At 75.3% G+C, this 14,607-nt stretch carries 19 protein-coding genes; 9 read left to right on the top strand and 10 right to left on the bottom strand.

The window, feature by feature from the left end:
- Nucleotides 1-61 precede the first annotated feature (61 nt).
- Entirely contained in the window at nt 62-1,402 is a 1,341-nt protein-coding gene (locus BLW63_RS19575; protein WP_091160048.1) for a phosphoribosyltransferase family protein, read from the top strand.
- Here the strand turns inward: BLW63_RS19575 and BLW63_RS19570 are convergent.
- The 3 genes from BLW63_RS19570 to BLW63_RS19565 are packed head-to-tail and all read right to left on the bottom strand — an operon-like array spanning nt 1,387 to nt 2,573.
- Entirely contained in the window at nt 1,387-1,812 is a 426-nt protein-coding gene (locus BLW63_RS19570; RefSeq protein WP_091160045.1) for a DUF1801 domain-containing protein, read from the bottom strand. The genes BLW63_RS19575 and BLW63_RS19570 overlap by 16 nt on opposite strands.
- Before the next feature lie 10 nt (nt 1,813-1,822).
- Entirely contained in the window at nt 1,823-1,948 is a 126-nt protein-coding gene (locus BLW63_RS28650) for a hypothetical protein (RefSeq protein WP_280140548.1), read from the bottom strand.
- Between the two features lie 43 nt (nt 1,949-1,991).
- The gene (locus BLW63_RS19565; RefSeq protein ID WP_091160043.1) at nt 1,992-2,573 is read right to left on the bottom strand and encodes a class I SAM-dependent methyltransferase; all 582 of its coding nucleotides are present in this window, start codon (nt 2,571-2,573) and stop codon (nt 1,992-1,994) included.
- Nucleotides 2,574-2,630: 57 nt separating this feature from the next.
- Between BLW63_RS19565 and BLW63_RS19560 the strand changes: the two genes are divergently transcribed.
- On the top strand, nt 2,631-3,692 hold the full coding sequence (locus tag BLW63_RS19560) for a winged helix DNA-binding domain-containing protein (protein WP_091160041.1): 1,062 nt from the start codon (nt 2,631-2,633) through the stop codon (nt 3,690-3,692).
- On the opposite strand, the gene BLW63_RS19555 is transcribed toward BLW63_RS19560, so the two are convergent.
- The 6 genes from BLW63_RS19555 to BLW63_RS19540 form a co-directional block, all read right to left on the bottom strand.
- Nucleotides 3,631-4,143, bottom strand: a complete 513-nt coding sequence (locus BLW63_RS19555) for a DUF2127 domain-containing protein (protein ID WP_091160039.1) — start codon at nt 4,141-4,143, stop codon at nt 3,631-3,633. The two genes, BLW63_RS19560 and BLW63_RS19555, sit on opposite strands and share 62 nt — an antisense overlap.
- Before the next feature lie 63 nt (nt 4,144-4,206).
- On the bottom strand, nt 4,207-4,692 hold the full coding sequence (locus BLW63_RS19550; protein ID WP_091160035.1) for a hypothetical protein: 486 nt from the start codon (nt 4,690-4,692) through the stop codon (nt 4,207-4,209).
- Nucleotides 4,693-4,828: 136 nt separating this feature from the next.
- Nucleotides 4,829-4,993, bottom strand: a complete 165-nt coding sequence (locus BLW63_RS26305) for an ABC transporter substrate-binding protein (protein WP_139263687.1) — start codon at nt 4,991-4,993, stop codon at nt 4,829-4,831.
- Nucleotides 4,994-5,092: a nitroreductase/quinone reductase family protein gene (locus BLW63_RS26300; protein ID WP_139263685.1), complete on the bottom strand. Its 99-nt coding sequence runs from the start codon at nt 5,090-5,092 to the stop codon at nt 4,994-4,996.
- Nucleotides 5,093-5,229: 137 nt separating this feature from the next.
- Complete coding sequence (locus tag BLW63_RS19545; RefSeq protein WP_244522679.1) at nt 5,230-6,474, bottom strand: glutathionylspermidine synthase family protein; 1,245 nt, start codon at nt 6,472-6,474, stop codon at nt 5,230-5,232.
- 102 nt (nt 6,475-6,576) lie between these two features.
- Nucleotides 6,577-6,990 carry a hypothetical protein gene (locus BLW63_RS19540; RefSeq protein ID WP_091160033.1) on the bottom strand — a complete coding sequence of 138 codons (414 nt, stop codon included), beginning with the start codon at nt 6,988-6,990 and terminating at the stop codon, nt 6,577-6,579.
- Nucleotides 6,991-7,133: 143 nt separating this feature from the next.
- Between BLW63_RS19540 and BLW63_RS19535 the strand changes: the two genes are divergently transcribed.
- Nucleotides 7,134-7,991 (top strand): formate/nitrite transporter family protein, encoded by an 858-nt coding sequence (locus BLW63_RS19535; RefSeq protein WP_091160031.1) that lies wholly within the window; start codon nt 7,134-7,136, stop codon nt 7,989-7,991.
- Between the two features lie 76 nt (nt 7,992-8,067).
- On the top strand, nt 8,068-8,982 hold the full coding sequence (gene ypfJ, locus BLW63_RS19530) for a KPN_02809 family neutral zinc metallopeptidase (protein ID WP_091160030.1): 915 nt from the start codon (nt 8,068-8,070) through the stop codon (nt 8,980-8,982).
- Nucleotides 8,983-9,048: 66 nt separating this feature from the next.
- Here the strand turns inward: ypfJ and BLW63_RS19525 are convergent, their stop codons facing one another.
- Complete coding sequence (locus BLW63_RS19525) at nt 9,049-9,888, bottom strand: siderophore-interacting protein (protein WP_091160027.1); 840 nt, start codon at nt 9,886-9,888, stop codon at nt 9,049-9,051.
- A gap of 304 nt (nt 9,889-10,192) precedes the next feature.
- On the opposite strand from BLW63_RS19525, the gene BLW63_RS19520 reads away from it, so the two are divergent.
- The 5 genes from BLW63_RS19520 to BLW63_RS19500 all read left to right on the top strand — a co-directional run bounded on the left by BLW63_RS19520 (nt 10,193) and on the right by BLW63_RS19500 (nt 14,606).
- Nucleotides 10,193-11,032: a hypothetical protein gene (locus BLW63_RS19520; protein WP_091160023.1), complete on the top strand. Its 840-nt coding sequence runs from the start codon at nt 10,193-10,195 to the stop codon at nt 11,030-11,032.
- Between the two features lie 5 nt (nt 11,033-11,037).
- On the top strand, nt 11,038-11,565 hold the full coding sequence (locus BLW63_RS19515; protein ID WP_091160021.1) for a phage holin family protein: 528 nt from the start codon (nt 11,038-11,040) through the stop codon (nt 11,563-11,565).
- A gap of 40 nt (nt 11,566-11,605) precedes the next feature.
- On the top strand, nt 11,606-12,274 hold the full coding sequence (locus BLW63_RS19510; protein WP_091160018.1) for a DUF3618 domain-containing protein: 669 nt from the start codon (nt 11,606-11,608) through the stop codon (nt 12,272-12,274).
- Nucleotides 12,275-12,642: 368 nt separating this feature from the next.
- Nucleotides 12,643-13,869, top strand: a complete 1,227-nt coding sequence (locus BLW63_RS19505) for a sensor histidine kinase (protein ID WP_139263683.1) — start codon at nt 12,643-12,645, stop codon at nt 13,867-13,869.
- Between the two features lie 137 nt (nt 13,870-14,006).
- Entirely contained in the window at nt 14,007-14,606 is a 600-nt protein-coding gene (locus BLW63_RS19500) for a M73 family metallopeptidase (RefSeq protein ID WP_091160013.1), read from the top strand.
- Nucleotide 14,607 lies beyond the last annotated feature (1 nt).

Raw genomic sequence — 14,607 nt, 5'->3', positions numbered from 1 at the left:
GTTGCGTATCCCGATCGGGCGGGACGAGGGTGAGCATGGGGGCCGACGCGAGGAGGCTCGGGTGCCGTTCCAGGACCGCGAGGACGCAGGCCGGCAGCTCGGGCGCCGGCTGGCCCCGCTCGCCGGCCGGGACGTCGTGGTGCTCGGGCTGCCGCGCGGCGGGGTGCCGGTGGCCGCCGAGGTGGCCCGCGCGCTGGGCGCCCCCCTCGACGTCGTCCTGGTGCGCAAGCTCGGCCTGCCGCGGCGTCCGGAGCTGGCGATGGGCGCGGTCGGCGAGGACGGCGTGGTGGTCCTCAACGAGGACGTGCTGCAGGCCGGCCGGGTCGACGAGGCGACCCTCGCCGACGCCGAGCGACGCGAGCGCGCCGAGCTCGAGCGGCGGGCCCGGCAACTCCGCGGGGACCGCCCCCGGCGCCCGCTGGAGGGCCGGACGGCGGTGGTGGTGGACGACGGCATCGCGACCGGCGCCACCGCCCGGGCCGCCTGCGCGGTCGTCCGTGCCCACGGCGCGGCCCGCGTGGTGCTGGCCGTCCCGGTCGCCTCGCCGCGGGCCCTGGGGGACCTCGCCCCGACGGTCGACGAGGTGGTGTGCCTGGAGAGCCCGCAGCGCTTCACCGCGGTCGGGCAGGCGTACGCCGACTTCCGGCCGACCGAGGACGAGGAGGTCCTCGGCCTGCTGCGCCGCCCGGCCCCGGGGACCCCTGCTGGCGCCCGCACCCCGCGGGACGACGACGTGGTGGCCGACGCCGGGCCCGACGGACTGCCCGGGCGGCTGACCGTCCCCGAGCACGCCGCCGGGCTGGTCGTGTTCGCCCACGGGACGGGCAGCGGCCGGCACAGTCCCCGCAACCGCGCCGTCGCGGAGGTGCTGCGCGCCGCGGGCACGGCCACGCTGCTGGTCGACCTGCTCACCCCGGCCGAGGAGGCCGCGCGCGACCCGGTCTTCGACGTCGAGCTGCTGGCGGGTCGGCTCGCCGCGGTGGCCCGCTGGGCGGCCGCCGAGCCCTCGTGCGCCGGTCTGCCGCTGGGGTACCTCGGCGCCAGCACCGGCGCCGCGGCGGCCCTGGTCGCGGCGGCGGGGGACGACACGGTGCGGGCGGTGGTCAGCCGTGGCGGCCGGCCCGACCTGGCCGGCCCGGCGCTGGCCGACGTGCGGGCGCCGACGCTGCTCGTGGTGGGCGGCCACGACCAGCAGGTGCTCGCGCTCAACCGGGAGGCGCAGGCCCGGTTGCGGTGCACCAACCGGCTGGCCGTCGTCCCCGGTGCCTCGCACCTGTTCGAGGAGCCGGGCACGCTGCAGGCGGCCGCCGAGCTCGCCCGCGACTGGTTCGCCACGCACCTGACCGGCGCCGCGCCCGCCGGGCCGCCGGCCCGGCGGCGGGCCGATCAGCCCGCGGAGTAGCCGTTGGCGCCGGCCCGCGTCGCGGCGACGGCGTCCTGCAGCAGCGCAGTCAGCTCGGCGCGGTCGAGCCGGTCGAGGGAGGAGAAGCGGATGCAGCTCTTGCCGCAGGAGACCCGGCCCAGCCGCTCGGCACGGGCCTCGGCCAGGTAGGTCCCGTCGACGACGGCGCAGACGTAGAGCGACAGGTGCCGCTTCTGCGCCGCGAGGGCGATCAACGGCCAGGTCGTCGTCTCCCGCGCCGAGCGCGGCCGGTACGGCATCAGCCCGTAGCCGAGCATCTGCCCCGACCCGACCGCGACCAGCTGCCGGTCGATGCCCGGCGCGGCGGCCACGACGAGCGCGTCGGCGGCCCGCAGTTCGCCCTCGCGCGGCCCCGCCGCGGCGAACCACTCCTCGATGTCGGCGTCCACGCCTGTCTCCTCAGCTCAGCGCGATCGACAGCACCGTGGCCGCCGCGGTCACGAGCAGTGCGAGCACCACGACGGCGGCGACCAGCCGCCGGCGCCGCTCGGCGTCCGGGCCGCCGGCCCCGCCCATCCCCATCACGGGCCGCACGCTACCGCCGGGCCGGTCCGCCGCAGGGGGTCGCTCACCGGCCGCGCCGGCGGCCCCACAGCAGGGTGTCCAGCGCGGTGCCCGCCGGCGTCTCCCGGCGCACCTGCTCGAGCCGGTCGACGTCGAGCAGCTCGGCCACCGGCGCCAACCGCGCGACGCCGTACAGGATCGCCGGGTCCTGCGGGCCCCCGACGCCGTGCGCGAGGTTGTCCGCGTCGTGACCCAGGACGAGCAGCCGGCCGCCCGGTCGCAGCCAGCGGACGGCGCGGCGCAGCAGGGCGGTGGTCTGCGCTTCCGGCAGGTGCAGGTAGGCGACGAGCACGAGGTCCAGCGAGGCGGCCGGCGCGTCCCACCCGAGGACGTCCGCGGTCACCCAGGTGACGCGGTCGGCGCCGGGCCGGCCGCGGCCGCGGGCCAGCCCGGTGGCGGAGAAGTCGACCGCCGTGACCTGCCAGCCGCGCCCGGCCAGCCACAGCGCGTGCCGCCCCTCCCCCGCCGCCAGGTCGACGGCCGCGCCCGGCGGCAGGTCGGCCAGCAGCTCGGCCACCAGCGCGTTGGGCTCGGCCGTCCACTGCTGCTGCGCGGCGTAGCGCGCGTCCCAGTCCGCCGCCTGCACGGGCGGAGTGTGTCAGCCGCCCCGTCCCGTCGTCCCCGGCTGGCAGGCTCCCCCGTCATGACGACCGCCCGCGACCTGGCGTTGCTCCGGCTGGTGGCCCTGCGGGTCGCCGGGCCGCCCCCGGCCACGGCGGCCGAGGCCGTCGGGCTGCTCACCTGCGTGCAGGGGCAGGACCTGCCCGGCGCGCTGACCTCGGTGGCCCTGCGGACGGCGGCGCGCACGCGGGCCGGGGTGGATGCGGCGCTGGACGCCGGGGAGGTGGTCCGGTCCTGGCCGATGCGGGGCACGCTGCACCTGCTGCTCGCCGAGGACCTGCCGTGGCTGCTCGACCTGCTCGGCCCGCGGGTGCTCGCTGGCGCCGCGCAGCGGCGGGCCGCGCTGGGGCTGACCGAGGCCGACACCGAGCGGGCGCGTGAGCTGGTCACCGCGGCGCTGACCGGCGGACGGCGGTGCGGGCGGAAAGAGCTGCTCGCCGCGGTGGCCGACGGCGGCGTCGCCGTCACGGGGCAGCGCGGCTACCACCTGCTCTGGTACCTGGCGCAGACCGGCACCCTCTGCCTGGGGCCGGTGGCGGGGAACGAGCAGGCCTTCGTGCTGCTCGACGAGTGGGTGCCCGCGCCGCGGCGGCTGGACCGGGACGCCGGCCTGGCCGAGCTCGCGCTGCGCTACTTCCGCGGCCACGGCCCGGCCACGGTAGCCGACCTCGCCCGCTGGGCCGGGCTGCCGCTCACCGACGTCCGCGCCGGGCTGGCCGCCGTCCGCGACCGGCTGGCCGCGGTCGAGGTCGACGGCCGCGAGCTCCTGCTGGCGCCCGAGACCGAGGACCTGCTGGCCGCGCACCGGGCCGAGGCCACCGGGCTGTTCCTGCTGCCCGGCTTCGACGAGTTCGTCCTCGGCTACGCCGACCGCAGCTGCGCCGTCCCGCCCGAGTTCGCCGACCGCATCGTGCCCGGCGGCAACGGCGTCTTCCGGCCGACCGTCGTCCACCGGGGCCGGGTGCTGGGCACCTGGGGCTGGACGGGCCGCGGCGCGAAGCGGACGGTCACCGCCACCCCGTTCACGACGTTCCCCGACGAGGTCGCCGCGGCGATCCCGCAGGCCGCGGCGGCCCTGCCCTGAGGCGCCGGTACTCCCGCACCACGAGCACGGTGACCACGAGATCGAGCGCCGCGGCGGCCCAGAGCACCGACGACCCGGTCCGGGCCGCCCGGTACGCCTCGTAGCCGACGAACACCGCGAGGACACCGATCGCCACCGGGTACGCGGGCCGCAGCTCGCACAGCAGGGCCACGACCAGGCCCAGCTTCAGCACCCCGTGGAGGGTCAGGTAGGCGACGGCGAAGGTCCGGTCGCCGCTGCTCAGCGCGGCCTCCCCCGCCGTGAACCGCTCGGCCAGGGCGCCGCGCGGGCTGCCCAGCAGGTGGTGCGCGACCACCCTCTGAGCCAGCTCCCCCAGCTCCCGTGGGCCCACCAGCGCCAGAGCGGCGCCCGCGAGCAGCTCGGCCCCGCCGTCGAGCCCCTTGAGGAGCAGGGCGGCGCGCAACAGCCGGTCGGTGGTCGTGCCGGGCATGCTCCTCGGGAGGACCGGCAGCGTCCAGGCCCGCGGGACCGCGCCGGCCCTGTCAGCGCTCGGTCAGCGGGAGAACAGCCGCGCCAGGAACCCCTGCTTCCGCGGCTGCCACCCGGCGTCCTGCAGCAGGTCGAACAAGGGTTGCTTGATCCGCGAGGTCTCGAACTCGTAGCTCCAGGTGTGCCCCACCTGCCCGTGCGAGGTGGCCCGCAGGGCCGCGCCGCCGCCCCACGACCTGCCGATCGACCTGCCCTTGAACACCTGCTTCGACCCGCCGAACTGCAGCGTGCCGCCGGAGAGCCGGACGTCGCTCTCCGACTCGCGCTTGCGCTCGGAGACGTCGTAGGTGCCCGACTGCTCGTCGAGGATCACGGTGATGGCGTAGTCCTCGTCGATGGTCCCGGCCGAGAGCAGGCCCTGGTAGGTCACGTCGGCGACGTCCCAGGTGCCGACCACGCGGTCGCCCTCGCAGGAGTAGGAGAAGGGTTGGCCGGGCGCGTTGAGCTCGGCGGTGATGCGGGCGCAGGTCGCGGCGGTGCTGAGCGGCACGGCGGTCCTCCTCCGGTCGGTCGGCGGGTCGCCGCCGCAGTCTGGACGACGCGGTGCTCCCGACACCAGGAGTCCTGCGGCCCTCCCACCGCGCAGGAGCGCTCAGCCCTCCAGCTGCTGCGCGAACCGCTCCAGGTCATCGAGCACCAACCCGGCGCCCAGCGGGCCGATCGGCGCGCTCCTCGTACGCGGCGAGCAGCTCCTCGGCCTCGGCCGAGCGGTTCAGCGCCTCCCCCGCCAGCCGCAGGTTGTCCTCCCAGGTCTCGCCGATCGCCTCGGCGAACACGGAGGGCAGCCTCACCTATGCCGGGTTGACCGGGTCGGCCCGCTCGACGACGGACACCGGGATCTCCCGATCGGTCCGCTGCTGGTACTCGGCGTACGGCGGGTGGACGGCCACGATCCGGCCCCCTGCGGGGTCCCGCGGCGAGCTCGCGAGTCGTGGAGGGCAGGGGGTCCTCCTACCGCTCGCGCACCCAGGCCTCGGGGCTCGGCTCGTCCTGACCCTCCAACGGCACGACCCCGACCGTGGGTCGGCTACCGGCGGCCGGTCTGCGGAGCGGTGAAGTCGATGGTGTGCGGCACGAAGAAGCTCAGGTTGTCGGTGACCAGCCCGTCGCTCTCCCGGATGCCCAGCCCGGCGGGCTCGCCGTCGACCACCCAGGCGCCGAGCACCGGGTGGTGCGGGCCGTCGACGCCGGCGAAGTCCGGCAGCGGCGCGAACTCCTGCACGACCCAGCCCTCGGTGCCGTACCGCCCGGGCAGCTCCACGGCCACCTGCCCGTCGCGGACGATCTGCACGTTCGCGCCCTCCCGGCCCCACAGCGGCTTGCGCACGAAGGTGCGCCACGAGGAGGGCATCTCGTCGGCGAAGTAGGCCGGCAGCAGCAGCGGGGACAGCGCCGGGTCGCTGCCGAACAGCTGCCACAGCACCGGCAGCAGTGCCTTGGTGCTCCACAGCATCTTGTAGGCCGGCTCCACCCAGGTGGTGCCGCCCGGGCGGGCGGCGTCGGCGAGCACGGCCGGGCCGAACTCGTCCTCGATCAGCCACTCCCAGGGGTAGAGCTTGAAGACGACGTCGAGGTGGCGGCCCTGCTGGTCGTAGAACCGGCCGTCCCCGTCGTCCAGCGCGATGTCCTCGACCACCAGCTCGATCGCCTCGTAGCCGGCCTGGACGACGGTGTCCATCAGGTACGCCACGGTCATCCGGTCCTCGCCGGAGCGCTCCTCCGACGTCCAGGCCAGGTGCACCCGCGGGCGGACGCCGGTGCGCCGCTCCCAGCGCAGCAGGTTGCGCTGCCAGGCGGCGACGAGCTTGTCGTGCAGGGCGTTCCACTGGTCGGCGCCCTGGCCGGTGAACAGGTGCCAGTTCCACTGGGTGACGGCGGACTCGACCAGGCCGGTCGGGGTGTCGGCGTTGAACTCCAGCAGCTTGGGCGGGCCCTGCCCGTCGTAGCGCAGGTCGAAGCGGCCGTAGACGCTCGGCGGTTCGGCGTCCCAGGTGCGGCGGATCTCCGGACGGGCGATCGGCGGGACGCCCATCCGGTCGAACAGGTCGTGCTCGACGACGTGGTCGCCGGCGGCCACGCACATCTCGAACAGCTGCGCGACCCAGCCCTCGAGCCGCTCGACCTCGGCCATCGTGAAGTCGTAGAACGGCCCCTCGCGCCAGTAGCTGCGCACCTCGCCGCCGGGCAGCTCGGTGCGGTTGTAGACCAGGCCCTGGGCCTCGACCTCGGCCTCCCAGCCGGGGCGCACCACCCCCGCCTCGACGCGCCTCACGCCGTCACCTCCCCCCGGCCCCTCGCGAGATCTGCACACTCGTCCCCATCAGGCCGCCGATGACCGCCACTGTGCAGATCTCGCCGAAGGCGGACCGAGCGCTCAGCTGCCCGCGCCGGTGCCGGTCCGGCTGCCGGAGTCGCTGCCACCCACCCCGGAGCCAATGCCCCCGGTCACCCGCGTGCCCGCGGCGACCCGGCCGGTCGAGGGCAGGCCGGCGCGCTGCCGGGCGGCGGTGTCCGTCGGGTTGATCCGGGTGCCGCCGCTGGGGAGGACGGTGCCGACCGGCAGCCCGGGACGGAAACCCCCGAGGTATAGGAAGAAGAACCCCGCCCCGGGGCCGCGGTAGTCGTCGTCGCAGTAGTCGTCGTCGACGATCTCGCCGTCCTCGTTCGTGCAGTAGGCGACCTGCTCCTGCTCCTCCTCGTCCGTGCCGCAGGCGGCGAGGAAGCCGGTGGCCGCGGTCGCCAGCACCGTCGTCGTCAGTGCGCCGCGGACGCGGTTCGAGACCGCCATGTGCTCTCCCGGTGTCGCAGGTGTGTCCGCCGACCCTAGATCGTCCCGGTCGGCCGGTGCCCCGATCCGGCACCGGGTGCCGGATCCGGGCCGGAGCCGTACGGTCCAGTCCCGAGAACCCACGCGTCCCCACGGAGGCGACGGTGTCCGACCGCCAACCCCCCGAGATGGCCCAGGTCGCCAGTGAGACCGGGGCCAAGAAGATCCACCGAACCTGGGACCGCGTGCTCGTCAGCGCCTTCCTCGGCGGCGCCTACATCGCCTTCGGTGCGCTCGTGGCGATCACGGTCTCCTCCGGGCTGGACCCGGCGAACTGGGGCACGCTGCCCACGCTGTTCATGGGCGCCGCCTTCACCCTCGGGCTGGTCCTCGTGCTGGTCGCGGGCTCCGACCTCGCCACCGGCAACATGATGCTGGTGCCGCTCGGCGCCATGCAGGGGCGGCTCAGCACGGGCGACGTCGCCAAGAACCTCACGCTGGTGCTGCTCGGCAACCTGCTCGGCGCGCTCTTCGTGGCCTACTTCCTCGCCGTCCAGACCGGGGTGATCGGCGGGCCCGGGGCCTCCGGCAGCGCCGCCCTCACCCACGACCGGCTGGCCTCGATCGCCGAGGCCAAGGCCCTGCACGAGACCCCCTGGCAGGTCTTCCTGCGCGGCGTCGGCTGCAACTGGCTGGTCTGCCTGGCGGTGTGGATGTCGTTGGCGGCGACCACGATCTCCGGCAAGGTCCTCGCCATCTTCTTCCCGATCATGGCGTTCGTGGCGATGGGCTTCGACCACGTCGTCGCCAACATGTTCTTCCTGCCCGCCGCGATCTTCGCCGGCGTCCCCGAGCTCGGCTGGGGCGACGTGCTGCTCAACTGGCTCATGGCCGGGGCGGGCAACCTCGTCGGCGCGGTGGTCTTCGTCTCGACGTCCTACTGGTACCTGTTCCTCCGCGACCAGCCGGCCGAGCGCCCCAGCCGGACGCCGACCGGTGGGGAGGCCGCCGAGCGCGCATGAGCCGCCCCTCCCAGGGGCACCGCCGCTGCGCATGGCACCGTCTCGGCGTGCCACACGACCGGGAGGGTGCCCAGCCATGAGGTACAGCGAGGGAGCAGACCTCGATCCGTCGGGCGTGCAGGATCGCCGGGATGGCGGGATGGGCGGCGGGCGGGGTCTCGCAGTCGGCGGTGGTGGGCTGGGCCTGGTCGGCGTCCTCGTGCTGGTGCTGTTCCAGGTCCTCGGCGGTGGCGGGGACGGCGGGACCGGCGCGGCGCTGGTCCAGTTGAGCGCGCTCGGGGAGGGGCAGACCGCCGACAACAGGCAGCTCGAGCAGCAGTGCCGGACCGGCGCCGACGCGAACGAGTCGCTCGACTGCGCCGTCGTGGCCGACATCGAGTCGGTCCAGGACTACTGGTCCGGGGTGCTGGGCCCGGAGTACCGCCCGACCGACACCGTCTTCTTCAACGGCGGGGTCGGCACCGACTGCGGCGGTGCGACCAGCGGCTCGGGGCCCTTCTACTGCCCGGCCGACGAGCTGGTCTACATCGACCTGTCCTTCTTCGACACGCTGCAGCAGCAGTTCGGCGCGGAGGGCGGGCTGTTCGTCAACGCCTACGTCATCGCCCACGAGTACGGCCACCACGTGCAGAACGTGCTCGGCATCAACCAGCAGGTCACCCCGGGCGAGACGGGCCCGGCCAGCGGCACCGTGCGCCTGGAGCTGCAGGCCGACTGCTTCGCCGGGGCGTGGGCCAACCACGCCGAGACCGTCCCCGACGAGTCCGGCGAGCCGTTGATCGCCGAGATCACCCAGGACGACGTCGACCGGGCACTGGACGCCGCGGCGCGCATCGGTGACGACTTCATCCAGCAGAACCTGGGCGGCGGCACCGTCGACCAGGACGCCTTCACGCACGGCTCCTCCGAGCAGCGGCAGCGCTGGTTCACCACCGGCTACGAGACCGGCGACCCGGCGCAGTGCGACACCTTCGCCACCGACGACCTGTAGGAGGGCCGCCTGCCCCCCACCGCTCGCCGGCTCGCGCCGGGCCCCTTCGGGCGGCCCTCCCGGGACTCAGACAGCGACGGTCTGCTCGTCGGCCTCCACCGCGGCGTTCCACGCCGCCTTCTCGGCCCGCCAGCCCTCGTCGGTGCGCCCCAGCCGCCAGTAGCCCGAGGCCGAGAGCTGCTCCCGGGGCACCGCGCGCTCGACCCGCAGGAAGCGGCGCAGCTCCCGCACGAACCCGGCCTCGCCGTGCACGAAGGCGTGCACCGACCCGGCCGGGAGGGCGGCGCCGCGGACGGCGGCCACGAGCGCCTCGCCCGGCAGCCCGGCACGGTGCACCCAGGTCAGCTCCACGCCCGCCGGGAGCGGCAGCGGCTGCTCCTCCGCGGCGTCGGCGACCTCGACGAACACCCGCACCGCGGCGCCCGCCGGCAGCCGCTCGAGCGAGGCAGCGATCGCCGGCAGCGCGGTCTCGTCGCCGGCCAGCAGGTGCCAGTCGACGTCCCCGCTGGGCGCGTAGGCGCCGCCGGGGCCGAGCAACTGCACCTCGTCACCGGGCTGCGCAGCCGCGGCCCAGGGCCCGGCCAGCCCCTCGTCACCGTGGACGACGACGTCGAGGACGAGCTCGCCGGAGGCCGGGTCCCAGCGGCGCACGGTGTAGGTGCGCAGGCAGGGCCACAGCTCGCGGGGGTGCTCGCGCTGCACGGCGTCCAGGTCGAACGGTGCGGCGTACGGCGCGCCGGCCGGCGGGAGCACGAGCTTGACGTAGGCGTCGGCGTGCTCGGGCGCGAACCCGGCGAGCCCCTCCCCGCCGAGCACCACTCGGACGAGGTGGGGAGTCGGACGCGAGGTCCGCAGCACGGTGGCCAGCCTGGGCGTGCGCGGACGGCGCGGGGCCTTGTCGGCCATGGCGGGGCTCCTCGGTTCGAGCGCGGATAGGCAAGGCTCACCTTAGTCAGCACCGCCGGGAGCGGGGTCGCGCGGCCCCTGGCCGGGCCGGAAGGGGTGCGCCGGGGGGTTGCACCGTCGCTGTCGGGGGTACCGCCGGGACTCGAGCAACGTGAGCCGCAGGTCCCGCACCCGGGCCGCACCGCGACCCGGGTGCGCCGTCGTGTCCGCACACGGCAGCGCGACGGCCGTCGACACCGCATGTGTGGGTGATCGTTTGACGGGTATCGCCTCGGCCGACCAAGACATTTGCCGAGGAGGAACGATGACTCACTCGATCGACAGCCCGTTCCCGCCGCCGCCCTCCACCGGCTCGGGCGCGACCAGCGGGGCCAGCACGGTCAGCACGACGACCACCAGCCAGACGACGAGCGGCTCCCCGTCCACGACCGACGTGGCCAAGGACGAGGCCCGCAACGTGGGCCAGACCGCTGCGCAGGCCGGCAGCCAGGTCGCCTCGACCGCCGCCGACCAGGCCAAGGAGGTCGTCGGCGAGGCGAAGAACCAGGCGCAGGACCTGGTCCAGCAGGGCCGCCAGCAGCTGCGCCAGCAGACGGTGGCCCAGCAGCAGAAGGCCGCCGGCGGCCTGACCTCGCTGGCCCAGGAGCTGCGCGGCCTGGCCGACGGCAGCAGCCAGGGTGCGCCCGGCCCGGCCCGCGACCTGCTCCAGCAGGCCTCCAGCTACGTCGAGCAGTTCGCCGACCGGCTGCAGAACCGCGAGCCGGCCGACCTGCTCGACGACGTGCGCGCCTTCGCCCGCCGCAGGCCCGGCACCTTCCTGCTCGGCGCCGCGCTCGCCGGCGTCCTCGCCGGACGCCTGACCAGCGGGGTGAAGGCCGCGCACAGCGACGGCCCCTCGAGCACCGGCGGGCAGCACCGCTCCACCTACACGCAGACGAACTACGTCGACCCGGCGCCGGCCTACTCGGGCTATACCGAGACGACGTCCTACGAGACGACCACCGGCTACACCGGCGCTCCGGCCACCGGCACCCCCGTCCCGCCGCCGCCGTACGGCACGGTCCCGCCCGCGGGCGCCGCTGTCCCGCCGACCACCCCGGCCGGCTGGGACGACCCGGCCCGCCGTCCCGGTCAGGGGGTCTGACCCACATGAGCTCTCCCTACTCCGGCGCGACGCCGGTCGGCTCGACACCGGGCGAGGACCCGTACGCCCAGGCCAACTACACCGTCTCGCCGGACGAGGCGTACGGCGCGCACAGCGGCACCGTAGGCACACCGACGACCGCCGAGGGCCGGCCCGACGTCGAGGGCACTTCGGTGGGGCAGCTGTTCGGTGAGCTGGCCAAGGACCTCTCCACGCTGATGCGCCAAGAGGTCGCCCTCGCCAAGGCCGAGGTCCAGGCCGAGGCCAAGAAGGCGGGCAAGGGCGCCGGCATGATGGCCGCCGCCGCACTCGCCGGGTTCCTGACGGTGCTCTTCCTCTCCAACGCCCTCTGGTGGGCGCTGGAGAACGTGATGGACGCCGGCCTGGCCGCCCTCATCGTCGCCGCCCTCTGGGGCATCGTCGGCGCGATCGCCTTCTCCATGGGCAAGAAGAAGCTGCAGCAGGTGAACCCCAAGCCCGAGCGCACCGTGGACACGCTCTCAGAGGTCCCCAGCGCTCTGAAGCCCAACTGACCACGGCCCTGCGGCCCTCCCAGACATCGGAGTACGGAAAATGACCACGAGCAACGACCCTGAAGCCATCCGGCGCCAGATCGAGCAGACCCAGCGCGAGCTGAGCTACGACGTCGACGCCCTCAACGAGAAGGTGAACCCCTCCCGCGTCATGGACCGTCGCGTCAGCGCGGCCAAGGGCCGTGTCTCCCGCGTCCGGGACCGGGTCATGGGCAGCGCCCAGGACACCCGGGCCTCGGCCCAGTACCGGGCACAGGACGCCGCGGGCACGGTGCAGGACAGGGCGCAGGGTGCCGCCGAGACCGTGCAGGGTGCCGCACAGCAGGCCGCGCACGCGGTGCAGCAGGCCCCGGACACCATCGTCCGGCAGGCCCAGGGCAACCCGCTGGCCGCGGGCCTCATCGCCTTCGGTGTCGGCTGGCTGGTCTCCAGCCTGCTGCCGGCCTCGGAGCGGGAGCGCCAGCTGGCCCAGCAGGCCGAGTCCGCGGTGCGCGAGCACAAGGACGAGCTCCTCGCCCCGGCCAAGCAGGCCGCGCAGGAGGTCGGCGAGCAGCTGCGGCCGGCCGCCGAGCAGGCGGTCCAGGAGGTCAAGTCCACCGCGCAGGACGCCGCCCAGACCGTCAAGCAGGAGGGCCAGTCCGCCGCGCAGGACGTCCAGGGTCAGGCCCAGCAGTCCCGCCAGACGGTGCAGAGCCAGTCGGGCAGCTGAAAGAGGGCCACCCTCCTCCCCACGCCTCGTAGAAGGACCCCGTCCTCCCCACCCTTCGCAGGCTCAGGATGGGACCCGGGACGGGGCCGGTGGGCCCCGGGAGGGTGGCCGTTCCAGCACGTCGCCGCGCCCCGCCGGGTCCTCCCCGGCGGGGCGCGCTGCGCGTCTGTGGCCGGTCGCCTGTTCGGGTGAGGCGGCCGCGCCCGGGCTGCAGTCGGCCTCCCGGGCTGCCGACGTCGACCGGGACGACACCGCCCGATCGAGGGAGCCCCGACCGTGCCCACCGCAGCCCCGCACGTCCTGGTCGCCGACGACGAGCACGACGTCCGGGCACTCGTGGGCCTCGCCATCCGCCCCGGTGCGACGGCGTGACCGTCCTGGGCGCCGCGCGGGTCGAGGAGCTGGCCCGGCTGCGCGCCGAGAACGCCGCACTCCGAGCGCGGATGCAGCACCGTGACGACGAGCTCGAGATCGCGACGAGGATGCTGGAGGCCCGGGCCCGGACGATGACGAGCGTCATCGACGCGGTCACCGAGCAGTCGATCATCGGCACCGACGTCGACGGCGTGATCCGGGTGTGGAACCCCGGCGCCGAGCGGATGCTGGGGCTGCCCCGCGCCGACGTCGTCCGCCGCCGGTCGATCACCGACTTCCACCTGACCGAGGAGCTGGCGGAGGCCGGTGGTGGGCTGGCCGCGCTGGTCGGCGCCGCGCAGGAGCAGGGCAGCGACGTCCGGGACTGGACCTACGTCGCCGTGGACGGCGCGGAGCTGACCGTCTCCGTGGCGGTCACCCCGCGCACCGACGACCGCGGCGTGCACGCCGGCTGGAACTTCGTCGGCACCGACATGACCGAGGCCCGGGCGACCGAGCGCATGAAGGACCAGTTCGTGAGCCTCGTCAGCCACGAGCTGCGCACGCCGCTGACCTCGATCCTGGGCTACCTGGAGCTCGTCCTGGACGACCCGTCGCTGGGCGAGGAGCCGCGGCGGTACCTGGGCACGGTCGAGCGCAACGCCCAGCGGCTGCTGCGGCTGGTCGGTGACCTGCTGTTCACCGCCCAGGTGGACGCCGGCCGGTTCAGCCTGCAGCCGGAGTCGGTCGATCTGGCGGCCGTCGTCCGGGCCGCCGAGGAGACCGTCCGGGTCACCGCCGCGGCCACCGGCGTCGAGGTCGTCGTCGACGTCCCCGACGGCGGGCTGGTGGTGCACGGCGACGCGGTCCGCCTGGGGCAGGCCTGCGACAACCTGGTCTCCAACGCGGTCAAGTTCACCCCGGCCGGCGGCCGGGTCAGCCTGGCGCTGCGGCCGGCCTGGCGGACGGCCGGCGGCGCGGTCGTCGACTCCCCCGGGGACGACGCGGTGCCCGTGGCCCGGCTGGCGGTCAGCGACACCGGCATCGGGATCCCCGCCGGCGAGCAGGGGCAGCTCTTCGCCCGCTTCTTCCGCGCCTCGACCGCCCGGCGGCACGCGGTGCCGGGGGTCGGGCTGGGGCTGGCCATCACGCGGGCGATCGCCGCCGCGCACGACGGCACCCTGGAGGTCGCCAGCGTGGAGGGCCGGGGCACCACGTTCACCCTCACACTGGCCCGCTGAGCGCGGACCCCCGGCACGGGGGTCCTTCCCCTTGCGGGGTTCTTGCGGTGGGCGGGCGGGGAGCCTGCGGTCGGCCGGTCAGGGTCGGACCTGTCGCCGGATCACCCCGATCCCGGCCCCGAACGCAGGAGCCCCCGATGAGCAGCGCGCGTGCCACCACCCGCAAGGTCCTCGGCTCCCTGGCCGTCATCGGCACCGCCGCCGCGGTCGCCGGCCTGGGCACCTTCGGCACCTTCACCGACTCCACCACCCCGGTCACCGCCCAGCTGACCTCCGGCAGGGTCTCCATCGACCTCGCCCAGCCCGCCGCCCCCATCCCGGCCACCATCACCGGCCTGCTGCCCGGCGACTCCCTCGCCCGCACCCTCAGCCTGGTCAACGACGGCGACAGCCCGCTGTCCTCGGTCGCCCTGGGCGTCACCACCAGCAACCCCAGCGTGCTGACCACCGACCCGGTCAACGGCCTGCAGCTGACCCTCAGGTCCTGCTCGATCGCCTGGGCCCAGGCCACCGCCACCACCTACGCCTGCGGCGGCGCCGAGCGCCTCATCACCACCCCCGGCGCCGCGGTCGGCGACCGCACCCTCGACACCCCGACCAGCCTGACCCCCGGCGGCACCGACCACCTGCTGCTCACCTTGAGCCTGCCGGCCAGCGCCGACAACACCTTCCAGGGCAGAACCAGCACCCTGGCCCTCACCTTCTCCGGCGTCCAGCGCGCCGCCACCGCCCGCTGAT

This window comes from Geodermatophilus africanus (genome assembly GCF_900107105.1).
GTDB classification, from domain to species: Bacteria; Actinomycetota; Actinomycetes; order Mycobacteriales; family Geodermatophilaceae; genus Geodermatophilus; species Geodermatophilus africanus.
Note: the sequence above shows the minus strand (reverse complement) of the source record. Positions and strands in the feature narration are given on the sequence as shown.

Excerpts from the sequence above, each read along its gene's own strand:
- BLW63_RS19560 (WP_091160041.1), top strand. The coding sequence starts at position 2,631 with ATGACGACCGCCCGCGACCTGGCGTTGCTCCGGCTGGTGGCCCTGCGG.
- BLW63_RS19555 (WP_091160039.1), bottom strand. The coding sequence starts at position 4,143 with ATGCCCGGCACGACCACCGACCGGCTGTTGCGCGCCGCCCTGCTCCTC.
- BLW63_RS19540 (WP_091160033.1), bottom strand. The coding sequence starts at position 6,990 with ATGGCGGTCTCGAACCGCGTCCGCGGCGCACTGACGACGACGGTGCTG.
- ypfJ (WP_091160030.1), top strand. The coding sequence starts at position 8,068 with ATGAGGTACAGCGAGGGAGCAGACCTCGATCCGTCGGGCGTGCAGGAT.
- BLW63_RS19525 (WP_091160027.1), bottom strand. The coding sequence starts at position 9,888 with ATGGCCGACAAGGCCCCGCGCCGTCCGCGCACGCCCAGGCTGGCCACC.
- BLW63_RS19520 (WP_091160023.1), top strand. The coding sequence starts at position 10,193 with ATGACTCACTCGATCGACAGCCCGTTCCCGCCGCCGCCCTCCACCGGC.
- BLW63_RS19515 (WP_091160021.1), top strand. The coding sequence starts at position 11,038 with ATGAGCTCTCCCTACTCCGGCGCGACGCCGGTCGGCTCGACACCGGGC.
- BLW63_RS19510 (WP_091160018.1), top strand. The coding sequence starts at position 11,606 with ATGACCACGAGCAACGACCCTGAAGCCATCCGGCGCCAGATCGAGCAG.
- BLW63_RS19500 (WP_091160013.1), top strand. The coding sequence starts at position 14,007 with ATGAGCAGCGCGCGTGCCACCACCCGCAAGGTCCTCGGCTCCCTGGCC.